Source organism: Chryseobacterium sp. 2987 (genome assembly GCF_031456375.1).
In the GTDB taxonomy this organism is placed as follows: Bacteria; Bacteroidota; Bacteroidia; order Flavobacteriales; family Weeksellaceae; genus Chryseobacterium; species Chryseobacterium vaccae.
Map to the genome: position 1 here is coordinate 454598 of NZ_JAVDUN010000005.1, position 22657 is coordinate 477254.

Below are 22657 nucleotides of genomic sequence, written 5' to 3' on the forward strand. Positions count from 1 at the left end.
AGATAGATACACTATTTATTTAATCTCCGACTTTACACTCCCGCATGAAAGCATAGAGCTTCCGTAGTATGGATTGGCGATCTTTTTTTCATCGCTCAGCCAGCTGCCGTCAGCCATTGGGCAGTATTGTACATAAACGGGCTTTTCAGAAAGTTTAAATTCTTTCGTCAAAGCAATCATATTTTCTGAAAGATTCAGGAATGTTTCTCTTTGTGCAGCAATATTTCTCGCATCAGAAATAACAGTAGCATCTTTTCTCAGGATATTAAGATTACCCTCAGACACTAATTTATAATCAACCGTAGAAGCTGTCTTAATAAATTCGGTTGCTGCTTTTGAGGTTTTATCGGCATCATCAGAAGCCAGAGCAGTTTTAATGGCAATATAATTCTGGTACAGTTTGGATACCTGCGCATCTTTTTTAGACTGTGCTGAAACTGAAAGGATTGAAAATAAAGATAAGGCTGCTGTAATGATATACTTTTTCATTGTTTTAAATTTTAGAATTAATTTTTAATAAAGAATTGTTGAAAAACGCACGTAATGCGCTGAACCGTGTTGTCGGCGAAAGTACGATCACCCGGATAATACCAGACAACAGACGGATTCTAAATTCTAAAATTACAATGATTGATATAGATGGGAACCGGCCTGTATTCAGGCGGTGCGTTGATTCTTATCTGGCTAAATTTTGATGCTGAAAAAGACTTGTCTGTAACGAAAAACTGGTGGTCCGGTGCTTTTTCCAGAATCTGATTTAAAAAATCAATCTTCAGAAAATCTGACTTTTGGGAATCATCCACTTTTACCACTTTGATCTCTGTCTTGCAGCAGCTTTTTTTATCTTTAACACCGCATTTACCACAGATATCATCCGTTTTTTGGCTTACAGAAACAAATTCCTGCATACAATAATGAACACTGAAAGCCGCTCCGGAAGAAAACCCGAAGTAGAAAACAGAAAACAATATGGCAAGAATCTTTTTCATTGATACAGCAAAGTTAAAAATATCTTCGAAAACGCTGTTATAAAATTCGGTATACTTGTTATAAAATTCTGCACAAAAAAAGCTCCTGAATTTCAGAAGCTTTTATTTTTTTAATATATAGCTGATTTTATATCAGATTTACAGTTTAAATTCAAGTTTTACATTGAAGAAACGTCCTGTAAGACGCACAGGAACCGGATACATCTGGTTCGAGTTATAATCCGTAATCCATTGATTGGCTACTGTATTATTGATATTGAAAGCATTGAAAACCTGCACTCCTAAAGTAAGTTCTTCAAAATTACCCCAGAAACCATATCTCTTTTTCTTATCCTTGGAATCAATAAATACTTTGGAAAGACCTAAATCAACCCTTTTATAGGCTGGCAAAGTTTTCTGATATTGATAAGGATCGGTAAATACAGGAGCTCCGTTAGGAAGTCCCATGGAATAGATCAAAGTAAGGTTTACCCTCATCGATGGGAATTTCGGCATATAATCCTGGTAGAACATCGCAAACCTGAATCTCTGGTCTGTAGGTCTTGGAATATTTCCTCTTCCGTCTATATTTTCATAGATTCTGGAATAACTTGCAGACAACCAGGAATCAACTCCCGGAACAAATTCCCCGAAAAGTCTCGTATCAATTCCGTACGCATATCCTGAAGCATTATTTTTACCGGAATAACGGATTCTCACGTTGTCCATATAATAAGGAATCAGGTTATCCATTTTCTTATAATAGGCTTCTGTAGTCAGCTTAAACGGTCTGTCATACATGTAGAATTCATAGTCATTGGAAAGGATGGCCTGAATGGAACGCTGCGATTTTATATTAGAATTGAAGTTTCCGTCAAGATCTTTGATCTCTTTGTAGAAAGGTGCCTGATAATAAATCCCTCCGGAAAGCTTGAAGGTCATATCAGATTCCCAATCCGGTTTTATGGCAAACTGGACTCTGGGTGAAAATATCGTTTCTTTATTGAAGCTCCAGTTGGAAACTCTTGCTCCGGCATTTAAAAATACTTTGCTCGCTCCCCAGTAGAACTTTTGGGAATATTGCGCATAAGCTGAGAGTCTTGAAGGTTCTATATTATTTTTTCCCGCGATCTGGTAAAACAGTCTTAGATCTCCTGTTCCTCCCGTTCTTGGGTCAACAATCGCCACCGGAAGACTGTATCCTGCAGAGTCTACCAGTTTCCATTCGTTGGTAAGGTCTTTCAGGTTTTCCTTTTCGTATTTAAAGCCTAATTCAATATTCGTATTCACATTCGGTGAAAAACGTGCTCTGAACTGGGTTCCATAGGTTTTTACATACAGGTCATTCCTTGCGTGCTCTATCTGTCCTCCGACATCGAAGCTGGATACAGGAGCCTGCGTTACAGGATCAAAAGTCTGCAATTCATAGCTGGAAGCAATGGAATAATACTCTTTTTCTCTGTTCTGATAAGCAAAGCTGTCTAAAGTAAATCTCCATTTATCTGATGGCTTATAGTTCAGTGAGAACGTTCCCATCATATTTTTATACATATCCTGCTCTTTACCGCCATATCCGATATTTACCGTAATGGGCTGCTGAAGGCTTCCGAAAGTAACACTTTTTGCCTTAGGAATCATTTCGTAGTCATTCTTGGAATAATACCCGATGAATGACATGGAAAATTTATCATTGACATGATAGTTGATATACGACTGGAAATCCCAATAAGTAGGATTGAAATCTGTGTCCTCGTTCAGCGTGTTCAGAACAAGATTGGTATTTCTGTACCTTCCTGAGAATAAAGCAGTCAGCTTTTTATTTTTTGAAGCCAGACCGGTTGTTAATCGTCCTCCGATCAAACTTGCTTCTCCTGAAAGTTCAAATTTTTCCGGCTCACGGTAATATACATTCAATGCCGAAGACATTTTGTCGCCATATTTGGCTTCAAAGCCTCCTGCTGAGAAGTTAACTACCGAAACCATGTCCGGATTGATGATACTCATCCCCTCTTGTTGAGAATTTCTGATCAGAAATGGACGGTAAATCTCAATATCATTAATGTAGATAAGGTTTTCATCATAGTTTCCGCCACGTACCATATATTGTGAAGACAGCTCGGTATTGGAACTTACTGAAGGAAGTGTTTTAAGCAGCCCTTCAATTCCTCCGCTTATTGTAGCTACACTTTGAGCCTCTTTTGCTGAGATCTTTACATTGGTAATATCAGAAGTTCTTCCGATCACTTTTTTCTGGAAAACAACTTCCTCAATATCGGTTACTCTTGTGGTTGTATCTTTTTTTCTGTTTTGAGAGAAAATCAATACGGGAACCATAAGGCTTAGTGGTAAAACTAGTTTTTTCAAAAGAAATATTTTAAGAATTTCTAAAATTAATTATTTTTTAACAATTACAAAATCGATTCTCTGATTCTTGTTAATTTTTGTAATAAATCTTCTAATAAATCCAGTCTTAGCATGTTGGCACCGTCTGATAAAGCTGTTTCAGGGGTTGGATGGGTTTCAATAAAAATTCCGTCCGCTCCTACTGCAATTCCGGCTTTGGCTACCGTTTCAATAAGATCAGGTCTTCCGCCTGTAACACCGGAACTCTGATTCGGCTGCTGTAATGAGTGGGTAACATCCAGAATAACAGGTGCATATTCCCTCATTGTAGGAATTCCTCTGTAATCCACGATCAGATCTGTATATCCGAAAGAATTTCCTCGTTCAATGATCGCTACTTTCTGATTATCAGAATCAGTTACCTTCTGAACGGCAAATTTCATGGATTCCGGAGAAAGAAACTGCCCTTTTTTCAGCGTTACGCACTTCCCTGTTTTCGCAGCAGCCACCAAAAGATCGGTCTGGCGTACTAAAAATGCAGGGATCTGTAATACATCCACATACTGAGCGGCCAATGCTGCGTGCTCATTTTCATGAATATCCGTAGTGGTAGGAATATTAAAGGTCTCGCCTACTTTTTTCAGAATTTCAAGAGATTTTTCTTCACCGATGGAGGTAAAAGAATCTACACGGCTTCTGTTGGCTTTCTTAAAGCTTCCCTTGAAAATATAAGGAATGTTATATTTATCTGTAATATTGATTACTTTTTCAGCTATTCTTAAAGCCATATCTTCTCCTTCAATAATACAAGGACCGGCAATAAGGAAAAAGTTTTTTGAATCTTTGTGACTGATATTATCTAAATACTGAATCATTTTTATTTGAATTAAAAAGTTCAGTAAAAATACTGAGAAAGTTTCAGAATAGGAAATTATTTGAGCCTAAGAATAATTAAAAATATCCTGCATCAATACTCCGAAAAAAGCGGTCACCAAAAGTGAAATAAGAAAGAAAACAAATAAATAGGGAAAATATCTGTTTACCTGAAACACTTGGATCAACAATAAATGAACCCCAAAAAGCAAGGTATAGTAGCCTGAAAATACAATAATGATCTCCGGCAAGTTGTAAGGATCCGTAATAACAGCAATCAGGGAAATAACGATGAAGAATATAATAAACAGTTTATAGGTCTTCAAAGGGATCCGAAATGCCCAATAATAAAAGTTTGCAATGGCAAACATTACTGCAAGAAAAAGGAAAACGGCCATTTTTCAGTTAAAATTTCTTTAAAATCTTCTCAAACGTGTTGATGTTCCTGCTGGTTATCTGATCTTTCAGGCTTTTCTTTCCCAGCACTTTCCCGAATGTGGAATCCAGGGTATTACCTTTCGGAACCTGCCAATAGAAAATACCTTTAACGATTTCAGCTTTTTCATTTTCGGTTTTGGACGATTTTTCAAATTCTTCCATCAGTATATTTTCAACTCCCGGATTTCCCACAAAAGCATACAGATGAAGGTCATCGTTTTTTTCAAAAGGTCTTCCGTTCCAGAAGGCTTCTGTTTCTTCCAGAGATTTTATGAATAGAAAAGCTTCGTAAGAAAAGTGGTCAGACATGGCTTTCTCCAATATCTGCTTCAGTTCAGCGGCATTTTTATCTGAAGAAAAAACAATATTTCCTGAAGCCAGCACTGAACTTACATCAGCTACTCCTGCATTTTTAAAAACCTGACATACATCAGCCATTTTCATATTGGTTCCTTTTACGTTGACTCCTCGGAGAAAAGCACAGTATTTCATAGTTTCAGGTTTTAGGGTATTAGTTTTGAAAGATTTTAGAGCTTATGAAACTCTACCTGTTTTTTCAATGTTTTAATCAATTCTAATATACAAATTATAGTCTGTTCCTGAAGGTTTAAGCCTGTAGATCTTTTCCAGGATTTTATATTGACTTTTCAGGTGGTCTTTTACCCTGAATTCCTTCATCAGTTTGTAATGTGTCTGATAATAGGCAGCGTCTTTTCCTTCAAACAGGTTTTTGTAGGAAAGAAGATATTTTGGTTTTCTTTTTTTAACGGTATTAACCCAGTAATTAGCCCTGTCTTTCTTAACTTCTTCCTGAATCTGCTTATCAACCAATCCTACTTCGTCAATTGTTTTTAACCCTGAAAAGTAAGGTATATAGCCTGCAGGTTCCAGCAATATCCATTGTTTTTTATCTTTTTCAAAAGTTCCTAAATACAGGCCGATCATTCTGCGGTAATACCATTCTCCGTTTCCTGTTGCTATAGAATGTACAGTCTGAAAAGCAAACATCGGAAGGATATAAAATATAATGAGCAGTGATAACCACAACTTTCTTCTCTCTTTCTGCTCCAAAACAAAAATAAGAACGGGAACGAAAAGCAGTAATTGAGGAACCCAGTAATACCAGTCGAATAAACTTTTTTGAGAAATAAAAATAATCTGTTTTACCCACCCAAAAATGAAAATCATCCACAAAAAGTAGTTTCTTTTTTCCCTTTGTCTGATCAGGTAAATAAAGCAAAGCAGCTCAAAAATAAGGATCATAATCGTTATCGGGTTAAAGCTTCCGGGAAGTTTGAGCATTCCCCAAAAGTTACCGAAACTCGCCCCAAAATATTCCAGGTGCTGTTGGAAAGTGAAATCACGCCCATACAGAAGTTTTTTGGCTGTAATGGTATTATTTACCAGTTCGCCAAAATAAAACCAGTTGAAAGACAGTACTGCCACAAGGCCTAAAATTCCTCCCAGTACATAGCGCCATCTGATCTTTCTGTTCCAGAAAATATCTACTAAAAATACAATTCCCAGGAAGATCACTGTATCTATTCTTGTAAACATGATGAGAATCGGCAGAAGAATCAGCGCCCATTTTTTATTTTTGCTGAAACCATAATACAGGAGTGCCATTTCAAGAAAGAAAAGGATTCCGTATTCCATTCCTAAGATTGAAATCTTAATGGCAGGAGGCAGAATTCCGATCAGAAATATAAAAATAGCTTTATGCCATGGATTTTTAAGAACCAAATGAGAAAGCAATACCGTTCCTATCGTAAAGAGTAAAGAGTTGAAGATTAAAAGAGGTTCAATAAAATTCTCTTTGCCAAAGATCAGGTTGAAGAAATAGGATACAAAAACATACAAATGTGTTGTAGAAGCTGAGATCCTTGTATTTCCGTTAAAACCTATAACTCCATAATCCAATAAGTTCTGTGCTACTCTCCAGGTGATAAAAGCATCTTCCTGAATATAGTGGGTCAATAAAAAAAAGATTTTAAAAACTACCGTAAAGGCTGCAGCATAGATGGGAAGGTTGTTGTTTTTAGTCTCGGTCATCGTGTATTTTTAGCGTCACAAATATAATCTTAAAAATCAGGAATCCCAATAATAAAAAAAACGGAACCGAAGTTCCGTTTTAAAGTATGAAGTTAAAGTTTCTATTGGGTTGCTTTAATGATCGCTGTAGTGATCTGCTCTTCTTTTTCTTTTGAATACGTAGAATCGAAAGGTTCCATCACATCAAATAAATACTGGTAGAAAGGCGTTATTTTCTGTACGTTTTCAGATTCTTTCATCGCCTTTTCTTTCCCCATCTGCTGAAGTTCTTTGATGAAAACATTGAACTTTTTATCAATTGGCTCTATCGATTTCACCAGATAAGCATAGGCTTTTTCGTTCTGACCAATCTTTTTGTAAGCATCCGTAACCGCGGAAACCACAAGAGAATATTCCATTGGTTTCGTTCTCATCTGTCTTCTTACATAAGTCTGGTCAATAGGATCCAGGCTTAAATAGTAATCATATTCTTCGAAGATTCCTTTTTTAAGGATTTCCGCCAGCTGAAGACCTTTCTGCTCCTGACCTGCAACGATATATCCGGTTACCATCGCGCTTAATGAACGTGGATCGTTGTATTTTTCGGCAGGAATTTCTTTTGCTGCAAGATCAAGAATCTCAACCGCTTTAGCTTTCTGACCACTTAAGGCCAATGCTGAAGCCGCTCTGCTCGCTGACATTCTGTAGCTCATAATGTTTGAAGTAGCTGTTTCGTCAAAGTGAACATTTAAGTTTTTAAAGTTCCCCCATCTGAAATTTTTCACCACATTGTAAAGAGAATTTGCATCTACTTTCCCCATATCTCCATCCGGAGTCTGTACCGTATGTACAGGAACCAATCTGTAGCTGAATCCGTCAAACTGAAGGTATTCGTTCAGATAGAAAATATTTTCACTGTCATAGATTCCTCCTGAAGAGAAGCTGATCGGACGTTTCCAGTCGAAGTTCGCCAAAAGGTCCATCATAATCAGATTGTTTTTATAAAGAGTGTTTCCTTTGTAGGTGATCATAATTTGATTGACTACGTTCGGAAGATCTTCCTGGGTAATGATTCCTGCTTTTAAAGCATTTTCTTTGTTAACCGGAAGAATGAATTTATTAACCGGAAGAATGTTGTATTTCTCATATTTTTCTTCTCCGAAATACATTTTCAGAAGTTCATCTTTTTCAGGAGATTTGAATTTGATGAAATTAATTGCTTCTTTCAGGGTCAAAGAATCCTGTGTAAGATATTTTCTGAACGCTTGGAATTCAGTGTCAGGAACACCTTGTTGTTTAAGCATGGAGAATACACTTTCCCAATCCTCTTTCTTCATCATATAGATCTGGTCGTTTGAACCTTCTCTGTAATCTTCATGAGTCAGTTCACTTGGAATTCCTGCTGCATTATATGTCTTTCTTTTTACCTGATCAAGATTCCATGGAGTTGAAGCAAGGGTAAAATTAACCACTTTCACATCATCCCTGAATCTTTCCGTCTCTTGAATTGCCCACACAGGATAAGTATCATTATCCCCATAAACAAATAAAATATCATTTTTCGGAAGCGATTTTAATACTGAATAAGCATAATCATATGCAGTATACCTGTTGCTTCTGTCATGTACATTATAATTCTGGAACCCCATCATAAAAGGAACTCCTAACAGAATAACACCCAGAGCAATATTAGCTCCGTTGGATTTTATTTTGGACTGAAGGAACCATAAAATAGCTCCGGCCCCCATTCCGATCCAGATGGCAAAGGCATAAAAAGAGCCTACCATCGCATAATCTCTTTCTCTTGGCTCAAAAGGTTTTACCCCTGTATAAAAAACAATCCCTACACTTGTCAGGACAAACAAGGAAAGAAGGGCATAAAATCTTCCGAAATCTCTGTTCAGTTGGAAAAAGAAACCAATTAATCCTAAAATTAATGGAAGGAAGAAGAATTTCACCGTACTTTCATTCTGGAATTTAGCAGGCATTTTATCCTGGTTTCCTAATAAAGCATTGTCTATAAATGGAATTCCCGAGATCCAGTTTCCTTTTGTATTTTCCATGTTTCCTTCAAGGTCGTTTTGTCTTCCTACAAAGTTCCACATCAGGTATCTTACAAAATAGTATCCGTTCTGGAAAGAAATGAAATAATCAAGATTCTGGGCCAATGAAGGTTTCTGAACGTTGATCAAATCGTATGGTTTTACTTTTAAATAGTCTGCTGCTGTGATGGTTTTATCTTCATATTTCGCTCTCAGCTCGTCAAAGATCTGCTTGGCCTGAGGGTTGTCTGCAACATCTTCGTTGGCATAGTTCAAAGTAAAATCCGGGGCTCCGTACATAGAAATGTAGTTGGCCATTACATCTTTATCTTCATTGAACATTCTTGGCATCAGACTTACATGAGACTTGTTGAATACGTAGTTGAACCTGTCATTCGTCTTTCTGTACGTACCGGTTTTTTCGTCTTTTTCGTAAACCTCTCCGGTTTTTGTGGTCTTGAAGCTTCCGTCTTCATTTTTTTCAATTCCTTTGGCATCAAGGAAAGCGGTATAATTCTGTCCATAAATTGTCGGCCAGTCTCCGTACTGCTCTCTGTTATAATAATCCAGCATTCCAATCGCGGTATCAGGGTCATTAAGGTTCATCGGAGGATTGGCATTTGCTCTTATTGGAATTACCATCCAGCATGAGAAACCGATAATCATATACACAATTGATAAGGCTGCAGTCTGGAAAATATTTCTTTTTGCTTTTCTCGCATACTTAATAATGAAATAGCATAAAACTGTCATTAAAATAAACGCGGCAATTGTTCCTGAGTGGAAAGGAAGGCCCAGTCCGTTTACAAAGAAAATCTCCAGCTTTCCGAACATCGTCATGATCAAAGGGAAGATAATTTTAAAAACAATAATCAGAATTCCCAGCGTAATCGCGTTAGCCCAGATAAAATTTTTCCATGTAAACTTGTAATTTCTGGCATAATAAACCAGACATACCGCAGGAACTGCCAGCATACACATCATGTGTACTCCTACAGAAAGCCCTAATACAAAGAAAATAAGGATAATCCATCTTTCACTGTCCGTTGCCTGATATTCATTTTCCCATTTCGTGATCAGCCAAACCAGCAAAGCAATAAACATGGAAGCCATTGAATATACTTCTCCTTCTACTGCTGAAAACCAGAATGTATCTGAAAACGTAAAACATAAAGCTCCTACAGCTCCGGCAAAGAGAATAGAGATTTCCTGATGTTTTGTTACTTCTTCAAAATCCTTGTTCAGAAGTCTTCTTACAAAATGTGTGATGGTCCAGAACAAGAACAGAATCGTTAGTGCACTGAACAGGGCAGACATCGCGTTAATTACGATTGAATAATTTTCGCCTTTTCCTAATGCAAAAATGGCGGCTACAGCCCCCACAATCTGGAATAATGCAGCTCCCGGAGCGTGCGTTACTTCAAGTTTTACAGCAGAAGAAATGTACTCACCGCAGTCCCAGAAACTGAAGTTGGGCTCTATGGTAGACAAGTACGTGAAAAAAGCAATGACAAAAATCACCCATCCTAAAACGGTGTTCCATCGCCTAAAAGTCCAATTTTTCATAGTATTAAATCAATTACGCGAAAGTAAGGCTTTTAAATTATTTTATGTTGTTTTTAACACAATTTAAAAAAAATGGCGTAGTATTTGTGATGATACTTCCGCTAAGATTGCAAATAAGAAAATAGATTTTCCTAAATCGCTGTCTAGAAATCAAACAAAAGTTTAGAAATTATTTATTTTTTTGTATTTTTGCGGTCAGATTTTTATTGAAAATAACAAATAATGAGTAATGTTTACGATAATATTCTTGGCCTTGTAGGAAATACTCCTATGGTGAAGCTTAATACTGTTACAAAAGATATTCCTGCAACCGTTTATGCCAAGTTAGAATCATATAATCCTGGACATTCCACTAAAGATAGAATTGCACTTCATATTATAGAAAACGCAGAGCAGAAAGGTTTATTGAAGGAAGGATCTGTAGTTGTTGAAACAACTTCAGGGAATACAGGATTTTCTATAGCAATGGTTTGTATCATTAAAGGATATCAGTGTATTCTTGCCGTAAGTGACAAGACAAAGCCTGAGAAAATCGCTTATTTAAAAGCATTAGGAGCTACAGTATATATCTGTCCTGCCAACGTTCCTGCAGATGATCCGAGATCATACTATGAAGTTGCTAAAAGAATTGCTTCAGAAACACCAAATTCAGTTTACATCAATCAGTATTTCAACGAGCTGAACATTGATGCACATTACCAGACTACCGGTCCTGAAATTTGGGAGCAGACGGAAGGTAAAATCACTCACCTTTTTGCCTGCACTGGAACAGGTGGAACATTATCAGGTTCAGCAAAGTTTTTAAAAGAAAAGAATCCGGGCATCAAGATCATCGGTGTAGATGCAGACGGTTCTATTCTAAAAAGCTACCATGAGACGGGAGAGATTCATAAAGAAGACGTTCATCCTTATCAGATTGAAGGAATGGGAAAAAATTTAATTCCTTCTGCCCTTCTTTTTGATAAAGTAGATGAATTTGTAAGAGTGAACGATGAAATGTCAGCCTACAGAACCCGTGAAATTGCTTTGAAAGAAGCTATCATGGGCGGCTACACTACCGGAGCGGTAACCCAGGCATTAATTCAGTATGCACAGTCCCATGAACTGACTAAGGATGATATGATTGTACTGATCTATCCAGATCACGGTTCAAGGTATATTACCAAAGTATACAGTGATAAATGGATGGCGGAACAGGGTTTTGTTAACAACTGCGTACACAATTACGATGAAGTTTTCAAGACCGAGTTCATTAAATAGAATAATATAAACCACGATACAAATAAAGCCTTTTGTGTTCTACAGGAAAGGCTTTTTTACTTAAAAATTACGATACAACATGTTGGATATTTTTGAAAGAATAAAAGAAAATCCAGGACCTCTTGGACAGTTTGCAGATTACGGAGAAGGCTATTTTATATTCCCGAGATTAGAGGGGCCTATCGGTCCAAGGATGCAGTTCCAGGGAAGAGAAGTAATTTTCTGGAGTGCCAATGACTATTTAGGATTATGTAATCACCCTGAAGTAATTGAAGCAGATGCCAAAGCTGCTGCGGAATACGGAATGTTCTACCCGATGGGAGCAAGAGCTATGTCCGGGGAAACAGAACAACACCTTCAGCTGGAAAGAGAACTGGCAGATTTTGTACAAAAAGAATCAGCATATTTATTAAATTTCGGTTATCAGGGAATGGTTTCTACCATTGATGCTCTGGTAAACAGAAATGATGTAATCGTTTATGATGTAGATTCTCATGCCTGTATTGTAGACGGTGTAAGACTTCATGCCGGAAAAAGATTTACCTACAGACACAACGATATTGCCAGTCTTGAGAAAAACCTTCAGAGAGCGACTAAAGTTGCAGAGGAAACAGGCGGCGGTATTTTAGTGATTACGGAAGGTGTTTTCGGAATGAGAGGTCAGCAGGGAAAAATCAAAGAAATCTGCGAGCTGAAATCCAAATACAGCTTCAGACTTTTGGTAGATGATGCCCACGGATTCGGAACACTTGGAAAAACAGGAGCTGGAGCTGGTGAAGAGCAGGGATGTCAGGATCAGATCGACGTATACTTCTCTACTTTTGCTAAATCAATGGCAGGTTTCGGAGCCTTCTTAGCTGGTGATAAGGAAATTATCAGATATCTGAAATTCAATTTAAGATCTCAGATTTTCGCTAAATCTCTTACGATGCCAATGGTAATCGGAGGTTTAAAGAGACTTGAGCTATTGAGAACAAGACCGGAAATCAAGGCCAAACTTTGGGAAAATGTAAATAAATTACAAAACGGACTTAAAGAAAGAGGATTCAATATTGGTGATACGAATACGTGTGTAACTCCGGTAATGATGCAGGGAACTCCGGTAGAAGCAACTCTTCTGGTGAAAGACCTAAGAGAGATCTACGGAATCTTTACTTCAGTAGTTGTGTATCCGGTAATTCCGAAAGGAATGATCCTTCTGAGATTAATTCCTACAGCTTCTCATACAGATGCGGAAATTAATGAAACGCTGGCTGCATTTGAAGCTATTCACGATAAACTAGTAAGTGGTTACTATAAAGAGCAGGAACAGAAACTTCTGCAGGAGCAGGGGTTAAGTTTCAAGCCAATTTAATAATAAAAATTTCAAAAAAACCACTGAACTTCTTCAGTGGTTTTTTTATGATTCAACTATAAAATCTGTAAAAGAAAAATGAAAATTAAAGGTTATCTGTTAGGTGTTTTGTCATCCGTTTCATATGGACTGATTCCAATCTTTATCCTGCCGCTGAAGCAGGCTAAATTCTCAATGGATATTACTTTGTTTTACCGTTTTTTATTTTCTGCCATGATGGTAGGCGGATATCTGCTTTATTCTAAGGAAAGCTTCAGAATCAATAAAAAAGAAGCCTCAATCCTTGCTGTTTTAGGTATTTGCTACGCTCTTTCCTCGGAGTTCTTATTTATAGGATATGATTTCCTTACTCCGGGTATTGCTTCTACAGTACTCTTCATTTATCCGGTTATTGTGGCACTCATTATGTTTTTCTTTTATAGGGAAAGACTTACAAAGTTATCTGTAGCTTCCCTTTTACTGGCTTTTGCCGGAGTTATTGTTTTATGCTTAAAAGGAGAAGGTTTTGAAATCAACTTTGCAGGTTTGGGGGTTGTCATGCTAAGCTCTTTATTTTATGCACTTTATATGGTGATTGTCAATAAATCAGGACTTAAGGTTTCCGGATTTAAACTTTCGTTTTATTCTATGCTGTTCACTTCAGGATTTTTTATGCTTAAAGCCTCTGTTGGCGGGCAGTCTTTCGCTATACCCTCCCTATCTATATTTTTAAGCTTTATTGTTTTTGCATTTCTTACTACCGTTATTTCCAGCCTGTGTCTGGTGTACGCTATAAAGTATATAGGTTCTACACCAACAGCTATTTTAGGGGCCCTGGAGCCCGTAGTTGCTGTTATGGTAAGTGTTCTAATGTTTCATGAGAAGTTCACAGGCAATCTTCTTATCGGAATCACATTGATTCTTTTGGGTGTTATCCTTAATGTCATTGCAGGCAGCATAAAATCAAGACGGATTAAGATGCATGCCAACTAAAAAATACATGATTACTTACAGATTACACTTAGATATTCTCTAACAATCGGAGATATCAATAGAATCAATAAACCAAAAATAATTCTCTCATACGGAGAATTTTGAAAATAAGTTTGGCTTTCCGGCGTAATTTTTTTCAGTTTTTCAATGTATATTTGTATAACAGTCCCTCACCTGCATATCTGTTATACAGAGATGCATTTTTACTTTACCAATAAATACAGCAGTGATGAAAACAGAAAAACTAACAAAAGAACAATTAAACGGCCGGATAAAAACAACTTCAGAAAAGTTGTACGCTGCCGTTCAGACCGCTCTGGATTTTACTTTCCTCAGCGAACATGATCCGGATGATGAAAGCTTTTCAGAATTTCTTGAAATGCTGGACTCCGAAACAGCAGAAAAAATACGGGAAGCTTCTTTGCAAATGAATAATGACCATGATGAACCTGAAATTCTGTTGATGAAAAATGAATGCACAACCTCTCTCAATCTTATTGCTGAAGATGGTGAAGGTTTCAAAATCATCCTGATTGAAGGTCATTTGGAACTATCGGGAAATTTATTCATCGAAGAATATGTTACCCTTATTGTGACAGGGCAGATTAAAGCTAAAAACATAATTGTTAACGGTTCGCTCTATTCCTCAGGGAGTCTTTCCTGCAGCGTGCTCTTTGGAGCATCCTCTAATGATCATGAAACATATATTGGAGGAAATATTTATGCTTCCCTTGTTGCAGAAAACGGACAATACACTGTTTCAGAAGGTAAAATATATTCCAAATATCTAATCAGTTTTCATAATGAAATTGAAGGAAAATCAGGAAGGTTTATTGAAAATGCTTTGATTGACAATGACAGTGAAGCAGCCAGATTAAATCCTGAAGTGCTGAATAAAAACGGATATTTTGATGAACAGGCTTTTCTGAGTTTCATTAATCAGCATCAGGTGGAAGCTTTATTTTATTGAATACTTTATATCCCGTAGATTAAATAGTCAGCTTCATCGAAGCAACAGTATCAATATAAATCTTTGCATTGATAAAAATAACATGTGTTTTTTTTACTACAAATCGAAGATTCAACGAAGTCAAAAAGCACAACAGAATTTAAACACTTTAGTGATTTTTAAGTTAAAAACATTGTGTATAAAAGTTCACTTAAGATTAAAAATCTACGATTTTTATTATATTAATTAAAAAGATCTGCGTCATCTGACCAATCTGCGACCTTTTAAAAATATCCATAAACATCAGTGAAATCTGAGCAATCTGTGGGGAATTCTTTGAGGCAAAAAAGATTTTTACGGATTCGGCAGTGTAAAATTTTATCGTAGATAAAATCCTTGCGATCTTTTATACAGTCTGTAAAATAACTCTTACAACCTTGTGTATTCCAACGAAAAATCTGTTCAATCTGCAAATCAAGGAGAAATAAAATATCTGTCTATAAATCAAATTCAGGGTTTGCAATATACAGCACAAATTGTCTATCTTTGACGAACAGTTAACAGAGATCATTTAAAACCATAACCATCTGTTTATCAAAGCAAAACGGATTATATTTTCTCATATTTAACTGAATCCTAAAAATAAATTTGTAAAAAATTCCTGTTGAAAGATCTTCTTCTTATCACTCCGCCTTTTACCCAGCTCAATACTCCTTATCCGGCAACAGCTTATATTAAAGGGTTTTTGAATACCAAAAATATTTCCAGTTACCAGGTTGATTTAGGAATTGATGTTATTTTGAAACTCTTTTCAAAAAACGGAATCCAGCGGATTTTTGACCAGCAGATCGATCTTCAGGCTGTTTCTGAAAATTCACAGCGAATTTTTGCTTTAAAAGAGGAATATTTAAAAACGATAGATCAGGTCATTCCTTTTCTGCAGGGAAAAACACCAACTTTGGCAAGACAGATCTGCAGCATGAATTTTCTTCCCGAAGCTTCCCGTTTCAACCAATTGGATGATATGGAATTTGCTTTCGGAAACATGGGTCTTCAGGATAAAGCCAAGCATCTTGCCACTTTATATCTGGAAGATATTTCTGATTATATTGTAGAAAATATCGACCCCGATTTTGGTTTCAGCAGATACGCCGAACGTCTGGGAAAAAGTGCCAATTCATTTGATGAATTGTATTCAAAGTTATCAGATAAACAGACTTTTATTGATGATTTCACTTTAGAAATTCTTGAGGAAAAGCTGGAAATAGTACAGCCTAAACTGGTTTGTTTTTCAGTTCCTTTTCCGGGAAATCTATATGCAGGATTCAGATGTGCCCAATGGATTAAAAAGAACTATCCACACATCAAAACAGCAATGGGTGGTGGCTTTCCCAATACAGAACTAAGGGAGATCAAAGATCAGAGAGTATTTGAATTTTTTGATTTTATTACATTGGATGATGGTGAAATTCCTCTTGAACTTCTTCATGAAAATGTAATCAATCCTAAAGAAAATCAGGAATACAAAAGAACTTTTTTAATTGAAAATCAAGAAGTTGTTTATAAGAATAATTCTAAACGACACGATTATAAACAAGCTGATATCGGAACTCCTGACTATACGGATCTTCAGTTAGACCAATATATCTCAGTCATTGAAATCGCCAATCCCATGCACAGTTTATGGAGCGACGGGAGATGGAATAAACTGACCATGGCCCACGGCTGCTATTGGGGGAAATGTACATTCTGTGATATTTCCCTGGATTATATTAAAATCTATGAACCCATTTCTGCAAAAATTCTGGTTGACAGAATGGAAGAACTCATTAGAACAACTGGTGAAACAGGATTTCATTTTGTAGACGAAGCCGCCCCACCAGCCTTAATGCGGGAGGTTGCCCTGGAAATTTTGCGAAGAAATCTGGTCGTTACCTGGTGGACCAACATCCGTTTTGAAAAAAGTTTCACCGGAGATCTTTGTTATCTGTTGAAACTTTCAGGATGTGTTGCTGTTTCAGGAGGGCTGGAAGTAGCCAGTGACAGACTTTTGCAATTAATTGACAAAGGGGTTTCCGTAGAACAGGTAGCCAAAGTAACCAGAAATTTCACAGAAGCCGGAATCATGGTTCATGCTTACCTGATGTATGGCTACCCTACTCAGACCATTCAGGAAACTGTAGACTCTTTGGAAATGGTAAGACAGATGTTTGAGATGGGAATTCTTCAAAGCGGATTCTGGCATCAGTTTGCCATGACTGCCCACTCACCTGTCGGACTTCGTCCTGAGGAATTCGGAGTGATTCCCGTAAAGGAAAAAATTCTGTTTGCTCATAATGATATTGACTTTAAGGATAAAACCGGAATTGATCATAGCCAATTCAGTTTCGGTCTGAAAAAATCTCTTTTCAATTATATGCATGGAGTCAATTTTGAACTTCCGCTTCAGGAATGGTTTGATTTTAAAATTCCGAGAACAACTATTCATCCGGACCACATTCATGACTGTCTTTTGGAAGATGAAACCTTCAGCCTGAAAAACAGCTCAAAAATTATCTTTTTAACCCAAAACGTAATCGCTGAGAATCGTGTAAAAAATAAAAAGAAATACTCCGGTACATTTACGCTGCTTACATTCCACTTAAAAACGAATATTGTGAAGGTAGAACTGGAGCAGGAAAAAGCGGAATGGCTGATGGCTATTCTCAAAGAAAATTCCGTGAATAATTCGAAGAAAGCTACTATTCAACAACTTAAGAATGATTTTGAAGAAAATTTTGAGGATTTTGAATTGTTCTGGTTTTCAAAACCTATGCAGCAACTGAAAGAAAATGGGGTTATTTTATCGCTTTAATTTTTGAGATAAAATTGAGCAGGAAATTTAATTTTAATGATTTAAATATTTTTTCTCGCAGATTTTTCAGATTGAGCAGATTTTTATGGAATAACATCTGAGTAATCCTGTTTCCATTTAATTTTTTCTGCAATTTCTTCGAAGGAATATTTTCCGAATTCTATAACCTTTCCTTTGTCATTAATATAGCCGTAGTTTTCGCATTGGGTATAATAATGTTGACAGTCCGTTTCTCCGGGGTGATCATTCCATAGAACATCTTTACATTCTTTTCCAATAATTGCTTTCCCTTTATGAAAAGAAGAAACTATTTCAAATTGCGGCTGGATAACTATTTTGCCCTTTCCATCTGCAAAGCCTATTTTACCGTTTTTGCCGACAATTCTTATTTTATTATTAATCACATCATCAGGGCTTGGTGTTCCTTTTTCGGTATTCAAAACCTGAAATAACTTCTTTCCATTAATATCGACTGCTGTCCAGCCTTCTTCACCCCGAATTGAAAAGATTGAAAAATATCCCAATGTTTCAGGCCTGTAATTCAAACGGAAAGAATCATCCAGTTTTCTAATTACTTTGCCGTTTTTATCAGCAATATAAGCTGTAGAATAATCATTATTCTGATAAATGATCTGGAATTTTTGTGCTGAAAAGACTGAAAACGAAAACAATAACAGGAAAATCAAAACTTTCATAGGCTGTATTTTGTATGAAAGTTAATGAAAAAATTTAATGCATTGGAAAACTGTAGCTTTGCTTAATCTATTTTTTCGACGGGTTGAAACCCGTCGCAATTGAATAAATTGTTTATAATAGAGTGTTCCTCCACTGTTGTTCGAAAGATTCTTATTAGAAAAAATGAGTTAAAACCCATTTTATTATAGCCTTATTATTGTGAAGTTTGTTTCTCAACGGGACCCACAGATACTTTTTCCTGTATTTTAATAAAATTCGGATCCATAATAGCCATTCGTTCTGCTATTGCTTTGTAGGTTGGAAATTTCAGGAGAGCCGCTCTGCCGGACATTTGTCTGTAAATGGTAAAAATTTTTCCGTTCGTTGTCTTGATTTGTTTCATTGTTGTGCTATACCGTCCTATTAACTTACTTTTCGCATCATACACTTCAATATCTACGAAGGTTTTATCGGTAATAGTATCTTCTGAGCCAAAGCTTACAGGTAAATTTGTAAAATAGCCTACGGGAATCCCGTTACTTAAAATCTCACCAACTTTATTAACCTCAATGTTCAGTTTATCTATTTTGTTCCGGGTTGAATAAGCATCTTTTGTTTTACTGTCCAGCTTTCTTTTCGGGACATTTTTAAAAATATCATCCAGATTTTTAATGTTGACTCCTTTGTTATCGATAATTTTTAAGTCTTTTATTGAGGTGTAAACCGCCGATTTTTCTTCTCCTGAGAATGCTGAAGGTGAACTGTAATCCAGATCTATGGTTTTATCCCTGTTATACACTCTGTTCAACCGGATATAGCTGTCTCTTACAGAATCTACGATACTTTTATCTATAAATTCCATTGTATAAATCGGGGTCTCCTTCAGATCCATAAATGTATAAATACTGGATTTGTTTGAAATTTTGGCTACATGCACTCCGTCAAGACTTACAATACCTCTTTTCGTTTTGAAATTCTGGGCATTGAGGCAAATTCCCAGAACAGCAAAGAATATGATCACACCTTTCTTCATAGGATCAGATTTTATGGCATAAAAAAAAGTGTAACAAAGTTACACTTTCTTGAAAATATATTTAGCTTTTCATTTAATTATTCACAAAGGATAATTCCTTTATTATTATTAAATTCTACAACACCGCTTTTGATAGGGTAAGAAAAAGCTGAATCTTTTTCGTTTTCTTTAGTTAAGTTTTTCGTATATGCTTCATCAATAGATTTAGCAAAAAGCTTTACTTTACCTTCGATCAAAGAAGAAACGATACCTGCGTGATTTTTCATGATGTGAAATTCACCACTTTTTCCCGGCAATAGTACAGAGTCTACTTCCCCTTCAAAAACTACATATTCTGGTGTTAAAATTTTTATATTCATTTAATTTAGATTTGAAGATTTCAGATTTCAGATTTCAGACAACCTTAAAGTCTCATGTCTGGTATCTGTTATCTTTATGTCTAATTTATTAAGCGTTTTCAGCTAGCATTTTTTGTCCAGCTTCGATAGCTTCTTCGATAGTTCCTTTCAGGTTGAAAGCAGCTTCCGGAAGGTGATCTAGTTCACCATCAATGATCATGTTGAATCCTTTGATGGTATCTTTGATGTCTACCAAAGATCCTGGAATACCTGTAAACTGTTCTGCTACGTGGAAAGGCTGAGATAGGAATCTCTGAACTTTTCTTGCACGGTAAACTACTGATTTATCTTCTTCTGAAAGTTCTTCCATACCAAGAATAGCAATAATATCCTGAAGTGCTTTATATCTCTGAAGGATTTCTTTTACTCTCTGAGCACAGTTGTAGTGTTCTTCACCGATAATTTCAGGAGCAAGGATTCTTGAAGTAGAAGCTAGAGGATCTACCGCTGGATAGATACCTAATGAAGCGATCTTTCTGTCAAGTACCGTAGTTGCATCCAAGTGAGCAAACGTCGTTGCAGGAGCCGGGTCAGTTAAGTCATCCGCAGGTACGTATACCGCCTGTACTGAAGTAATAGATCCGTTTTTAGTTGAAGTAATTCTTTCCTGCATTGCTCCCATCTCAGAAGCAAGTGTTGGCTGATATCCTACCGCTGAAGGCATACGACCAAGAAGTGCAGACACCTCAGAACCAGCCTGTGTAAAACGGAAGATGTTATCTACGAAGAAAAGTACGTCTCTACCCTGTCCGCTTTCACCACCATCTCTGTAGTACTCAGCTAATGTAAGACCAGAAAGTGCTACTCTCGCTCTTGCACCTGGTGGCTCGTTCATCTGACCGAACACGAATGCAGCTTTAGAATCTTTCATTACTTCAAGATCTACTTTAGAAAGATCCCAACCTCCATTTTCCATAGAGTGCATGAATTCGTCACCATATTTAATAATTCCGGATTCCAACATCTCTCTCAAAAGGTCATTTCCTTCTCTCGTTCTTTCACCTACTCCGGCAAATACAGAAAGACCTCCGTGTCCTTTTGCAATATTGTTAATCAACTCCTGGATCAATACTGTTTTACCTACCCCGGCACCACCGAACAAACCAATTTTACCTCCTTTTGCGTAAGGCTCGATAAGGTCGATTACTTTAATACCTGTAAACAAAACTTCTGCAGAAGTTGAAAGTTGATCAAATTTTGGAGCTTCTCTGTGGATTGGCAGTCCGCCCTCCTTAGAAATATTCTGAAGCCCGTCGATAGCATCCCCAACAACGTTGAATAGTCTTCCGTTCACAGCCTCTCCGATAGGCATTGTAATAGGATTTCCGTATCCAATTACATCCTGACCTCTTTTAAGACCGTCTGTAGCATCCATTGCGATACATCTTACTGTATCTTCTCCAATATGCTGCTCTACTTCTAAGACTACTTTTTCACCGTTTTCCTTTGTAATTTCTAACGCGTCATAAATACTTGGAATTGCTTCCACATCTGTAAAGACAACGTCGATTACCGGACCAATAATTTGAGAAATTTTACCTTTAATTTGGTTTGCCATTGCTAAATTTTTTCTTGGTGCAAATATAATGATTCTTCATAAACCCGCAATTGGTAAAAAAAAGATTTTTATCATACTTTTGGGATTGGGATAAGTTTGGAAAAATTAGAAAGTTTTTTTATTGTTATAGACTGATTGCAGAATGCGGACAACACGGGAAAGTTGAATGTGAATGATCCCTTTTTAAAATTTCAAATTAATTTTATCGCATCCTAACATCGCTTCTTTAAAACTCGTCTTATTCAAAATAAAGATTTTATATTTGCAGTCAAAATTTTTTCCGTTTTGAAAGTGTTCAAAAATTTTAAAGATTACTCTTCTCAAAGGCCTCTAGCGCTGTCTTTAGGAATGTTTGACGGGGTACATCTGGGACATAAAAGCATCATTGATGAACTTATAAAATCAGGTAAAGAAAACAATCTGGAAACCGCTGTCCTTACTTTTTGGCCGCATCCGCGTTTTGTTTTCAACCCTAATGAAGATCTTAAACTTCTCAACACCCTTGAAGAAAAGAAGCAGCTGGTTGAAAAATATGGCATTGATCATTTATTTTTGAAAGAATTTGATGAAGAGTTCAGAAATCTTACCGGCGAAGAATTTGTCCGCCAGATTCTGATCGAAAAATTAAATGTAAAATATCTCATCATCGGCTACGATCATTCCTTCGGAAAAAATAAAAGCGGAAACTTTGAGCTTCTTCAAAAACTGTCTAAAGAGCTAGATTTTGAAGTTGAACAGATGGAAGCCATCAATATTCACGAGAATAATATCAGTTCTACGAAGGTCCGCAATGCACTTCTGGCCGGAAATATAAAGGAAGCCAATGAAATGCTGGGATACTCCTACTCTGTTTCGGGAACGGTGGTTCATGGAAAGAAAATCGGAAGAACCATTGGGTATCCTACTGCTAATATTGAAACAGAATCTCTTAAACTTCTTCCTAAAAAGGGAGCTTATGTTGTTGAAGTTGAAGTAAAAGGCCAACAACACAAGGGAATGTTAAGTATTGGCACCAATCCTACGGTAAACGGAGAAAAACTAACCGTTGAAGTTTATATTCTTGATTTTGATGATGATATTTATGGTGAAAAGATCACGGTAAAATTCAGAGATTTTCTGCACGATGAGATTAAATTTGAAGGTCTTGAAAAACTAATTGAGAGGCTGGATGAAGATAAAAGGCTGACGGAAGTGTTTAAGTTTTAACACTTTTAATCATAAAATGATAACAGAATAATCCACTTCATATAGACTGCACCCAAAAGTTTAGACAAAATTAAACAATATTATTATATGAAAGAGTTCGGTACTGTACCGGACTCTTTCCTTTTAGATTAAGTCTT

The 22657-nt window shown here is 36.6% G+C and carries 18 protein-coding genes; 6 read left to right on the plus strand and 12 right to left on the minus strand.

What is annotated here, in order from left to right; genetic code table 11:
• Positions 1–15 precede the first annotated feature (15 nt).
• The 8 genes from J2Y40_RS17530 to J2Y40_RS17565 form a co-directional block, all read right to left on the minus strand.
• Positions 16–489, minus strand: a complete 474-nt coding sequence (locus J2Y40_RS17530) for a DUF3347 domain-containing protein (RefSeq protein WP_153392448.1) — start codon at positions 487–489, stop codon at positions 16–18.
• A 119-nt stretch (positions 490–608) separates the two neighbouring features.
• Entirely contained in the window at positions 609–989 is a 381-nt protein-coding gene (locus tag J2Y40_RS17535; RefSeq protein ID WP_231128627.1) for an HYC_CC_PP family protein, read from the minus strand.
• Between the two features lie 138 nt (positions 990–1127).
• Positions 1128–3332 carry a TonB-dependent siderophore receptor gene (locus J2Y40_RS17540; protein ID WP_153392450.1) on the minus strand — a complete coding sequence of 735 codons (2205 nt, stop codon included), beginning with the start codon at positions 3330–3332 and terminating at the stop codon, positions 1128–1130.
• A gap of 44 nt (positions 3333–3376) precedes the next feature.
• Positions 3377–4186 carry a 3-deoxy-8-phosphooctulonate synthase gene (kdsA, locus tag J2Y40_RS17545; RefSeq protein WP_153392452.1) on the minus strand — a complete coding sequence of 270 codons (810 nt, stop codon included), beginning with the start codon at positions 4184–4186 and terminating at the stop codon, positions 3377–3379.
• Between the two features lie 66 nt (positions 4187–4252).
• Entirely contained in the window at positions 4253–4582 is a 330-nt protein-coding gene (locus tag J2Y40_RS17550) for a hypothetical protein (protein WP_310000418.1), read from the minus strand.
• A gap of 7 nt (positions 4583–4589) precedes the next feature.
• Positions 4590–5114 carry a DUF1697 domain-containing protein gene (locus tag J2Y40_RS17555; RefSeq protein ID WP_310000420.1) on the minus strand — a complete coding sequence of 175 codons (525 nt, stop codon included), beginning with the start codon at positions 5112–5114 and terminating at the stop codon, positions 4590–4592.
• Between the two features lie 72 nt (positions 5115–5186).
• Complete coding sequence (locus J2Y40_RS17560; protein ID WP_310000424.1) at positions 5187–6674, minus strand: hypothetical protein; 1488 nt, start codon at positions 6672–6674, stop codon at positions 5187–5189.
• Between the two features lie 101 nt (positions 6675–6775).
• Positions 6776–10261, minus strand: a complete 3486-nt coding sequence (locus tag J2Y40_RS17565; RefSeq protein ID WP_310000426.1) for a DUF2723 domain-containing protein — start codon at positions 10259–10261, stop codon at positions 6776–6778.
• A gap of 222 nt (positions 10262–10483) precedes the next feature.
• Here J2Y40_RS17565 and J2Y40_RS17570 point away from each other — a divergent pair, with 222 nt between their 5' ends.
• The 5 genes from J2Y40_RS17570 (at position 10484) to J2Y40_RS17590 (ending at position 17650) form a co-directional block, all read left to right on the plus strand.
• Positions 10484–11521 (plus strand): PLP-dependent cysteine synthase family protein, encoded by a 1038-nt coding sequence (locus tag J2Y40_RS17570; protein ID WP_153392460.1) that lies wholly within the window; start codon positions 10484–10486, stop codon positions 11519–11521.
• A gap of 82 nt (positions 11522–11603) precedes the next feature.
• Entirely contained in the window at positions 11604–12875 is a 1272-nt protein-coding gene (locus tag J2Y40_RS17575) for an aminotransferase class I/II-fold pyridoxal phosphate-dependent enzyme (RefSeq protein ID WP_185152040.1), read from the plus strand.
• Positions 12876–12953: 78 nt separating this feature from the next.
• Positions 12954–13847 (plus strand): DMT family transporter, encoded by an 894-nt coding sequence (locus tag J2Y40_RS17580; protein ID WP_310000429.1) that lies wholly within the window; start codon positions 12954–12956, stop codon positions 13845–13847.
• A gap of 229 nt (positions 13848–14076) precedes the next feature.
• Positions 14077–14817: a hypothetical protein gene (locus J2Y40_RS17585; RefSeq protein ID WP_153392466.1), complete on the plus strand. Its 741-nt coding sequence runs from the start codon at positions 14077–14079 to the stop codon at positions 14815–14817.
• 643 nt (positions 14818–15460) lie between these two features.
• A complete protein-coding gene (locus J2Y40_RS17590) occupies positions 15461–17650 on the plus strand; it encodes a radical SAM protein (protein WP_153392468.1) in 2190 nt (729 codons plus the stop codon).
• Positions 17651–17733: 83 nt separating this feature from the next.
• Here the strand turns inward: J2Y40_RS17590 and J2Y40_RS17595 are convergent, their stop codons facing one another.
• The 4 genes from J2Y40_RS17595 to atpD form a co-directional block, all read right to left on the minus strand.
• Positions 17734–18345 carry a WG repeat-containing protein gene (locus tag J2Y40_RS17595; protein WP_153392470.1) on the minus strand — a complete coding sequence of 204 codons (612 nt, stop codon included), beginning with the start codon at positions 18343–18345 and terminating at the stop codon, positions 17734–17736.
• A gap of 194 nt (positions 18346–18539) precedes the next feature.
• A complete protein-coding gene (locus J2Y40_RS17600; RefSeq protein ID WP_153392472.1) occupies positions 18540–19358 on the minus strand; it encodes a hypothetical protein in 819 nt (272 codons plus the stop codon).
• A 77-nt stretch (positions 19359–19435) separates the two neighbouring features.
• Positions 19436–19717: a F0F1 ATP synthase subunit epsilon gene (locus tag J2Y40_RS17605; RefSeq protein WP_153392474.1), complete on the minus strand. Its 282-nt coding sequence runs from the start codon at positions 19715–19717 to the stop codon at positions 19436–19438.
• 88 nt (positions 19718–19805) lie between these two features.
• Positions 19806–21314, minus strand: a complete 1509-nt coding sequence (gene atpD / locus J2Y40_RS17610) for a F0F1 ATP synthase subunit beta (protein WP_153392477.1) — start codon at positions 21312–21314, stop codon at positions 19806–19808.
• A gap of 285 nt (positions 21315–21599) precedes the next feature.
• Between atpD and J2Y40_RS17615 the strand changes: the two genes are divergently transcribed.
• Positions 21600–22520, plus strand: coding sequence for a bifunctional riboflavin kinase/FAD synthetase (locus J2Y40_RS17615; protein ID WP_310000433.1), 921 nt, complete (start codon positions 21600–21602; stop codon positions 22518–22520).
• The last annotated feature ends 137 nt before the right edge of the window (positions 22521–22657 follow it).

Excerpts from the sequence above, each read along its gene's own strand:
- kdsA (WP_153392452.1), bottom strand. The coding sequence starts at position 4,186 with ATGATTCAGTATTTAGATAATATCAGTCACAAAGATTCAAAAAACTTT.
- J2Y40_RS17570 (WP_153392460.1), top strand. The coding sequence starts at position 10,484 with ATGAGTAATGTTTACGATAATATTCTTGGCCTTGTAGGAAATACTCCT.
- J2Y40_RS17530 (WP_153392448.1), bottom strand. The coding sequence starts at position 489 with ATGAAAAAGTATATCATTACAGCAGCCTTATCTTTATTTTCAATCCTT.
- J2Y40_RS17595 (WP_153392470.1), bottom strand. The coding sequence starts at position 18,345 with ATGAAAGTTTTGATTTTCCTGTTATTGTTTTCGTTTTCAGTCTTTTCA.
- J2Y40_RS17605 (WP_153392474.1), bottom strand. The coding sequence starts at position 19,717 with ATGAATATAAAAATTTTAACACCAGAATATGTAGTTTTTGAAGGGGAA.
- J2Y40_RS17580 (WP_310000429.1), top strand. The coding sequence starts at position 12,954 with ATGAAAATTAAAGGTTATCTGTTAGGTGTTTTGTCATCCGTTTCATAT.
- J2Y40_RS17600 (WP_153392472.1), bottom strand. The coding sequence starts at position 19,358 with ATGAAGAAAGGTGTGATCATATTCTTTGCTGTTCTGGGAATTTGCCTC.
- J2Y40_RS17560 (WP_310000424.1), bottom strand. The coding sequence starts at position 6,674 with ATGACCGAGACTAAAAACAACAACCTTCCCATCTATGCTGCAGCCTTT.
- J2Y40_RS17585 (WP_153392466.1), top strand. The coding sequence starts at position 14,077 with ATGAAAACAGAAAAACTAACAAAAGAACAATTAAACGGCCGGATAAAA.
- J2Y40_RS17565 (WP_310000426.1), bottom strand. The coding sequence starts at position 10,261 with ATGAAAAATTGGACTTTTAGGCGATGGAACACCGTTTTAGGATGGGTG.
- J2Y40_RS17550 (WP_310000418.1), bottom strand. The coding sequence starts at position 4,582 with ATGGCCGTTTTCCTTTTTCTTGCAGTAATGTTTGCCATTGCAAACTTT.
- atpD (WP_153392477.1), bottom strand. The coding sequence starts at position 21,314 with ATGGCAAACCAAATTAAAGGTAAAATTTCTCAAATTATTGGTCCGGTA.
- J2Y40_RS17555 (WP_310000420.1), bottom strand. The coding sequence starts at position 5,114 with ATGAAATACTGTGCTTTTCTCCGAGGAGTCAACGTAAAAGGAACCAAT.
- J2Y40_RS17535 (WP_231128627.1), bottom strand. The coding sequence starts at position 989 with ATGAAAAAGATTCTTGCCATATTGTTTTCTGTTTTCTACTTCGGGTTT.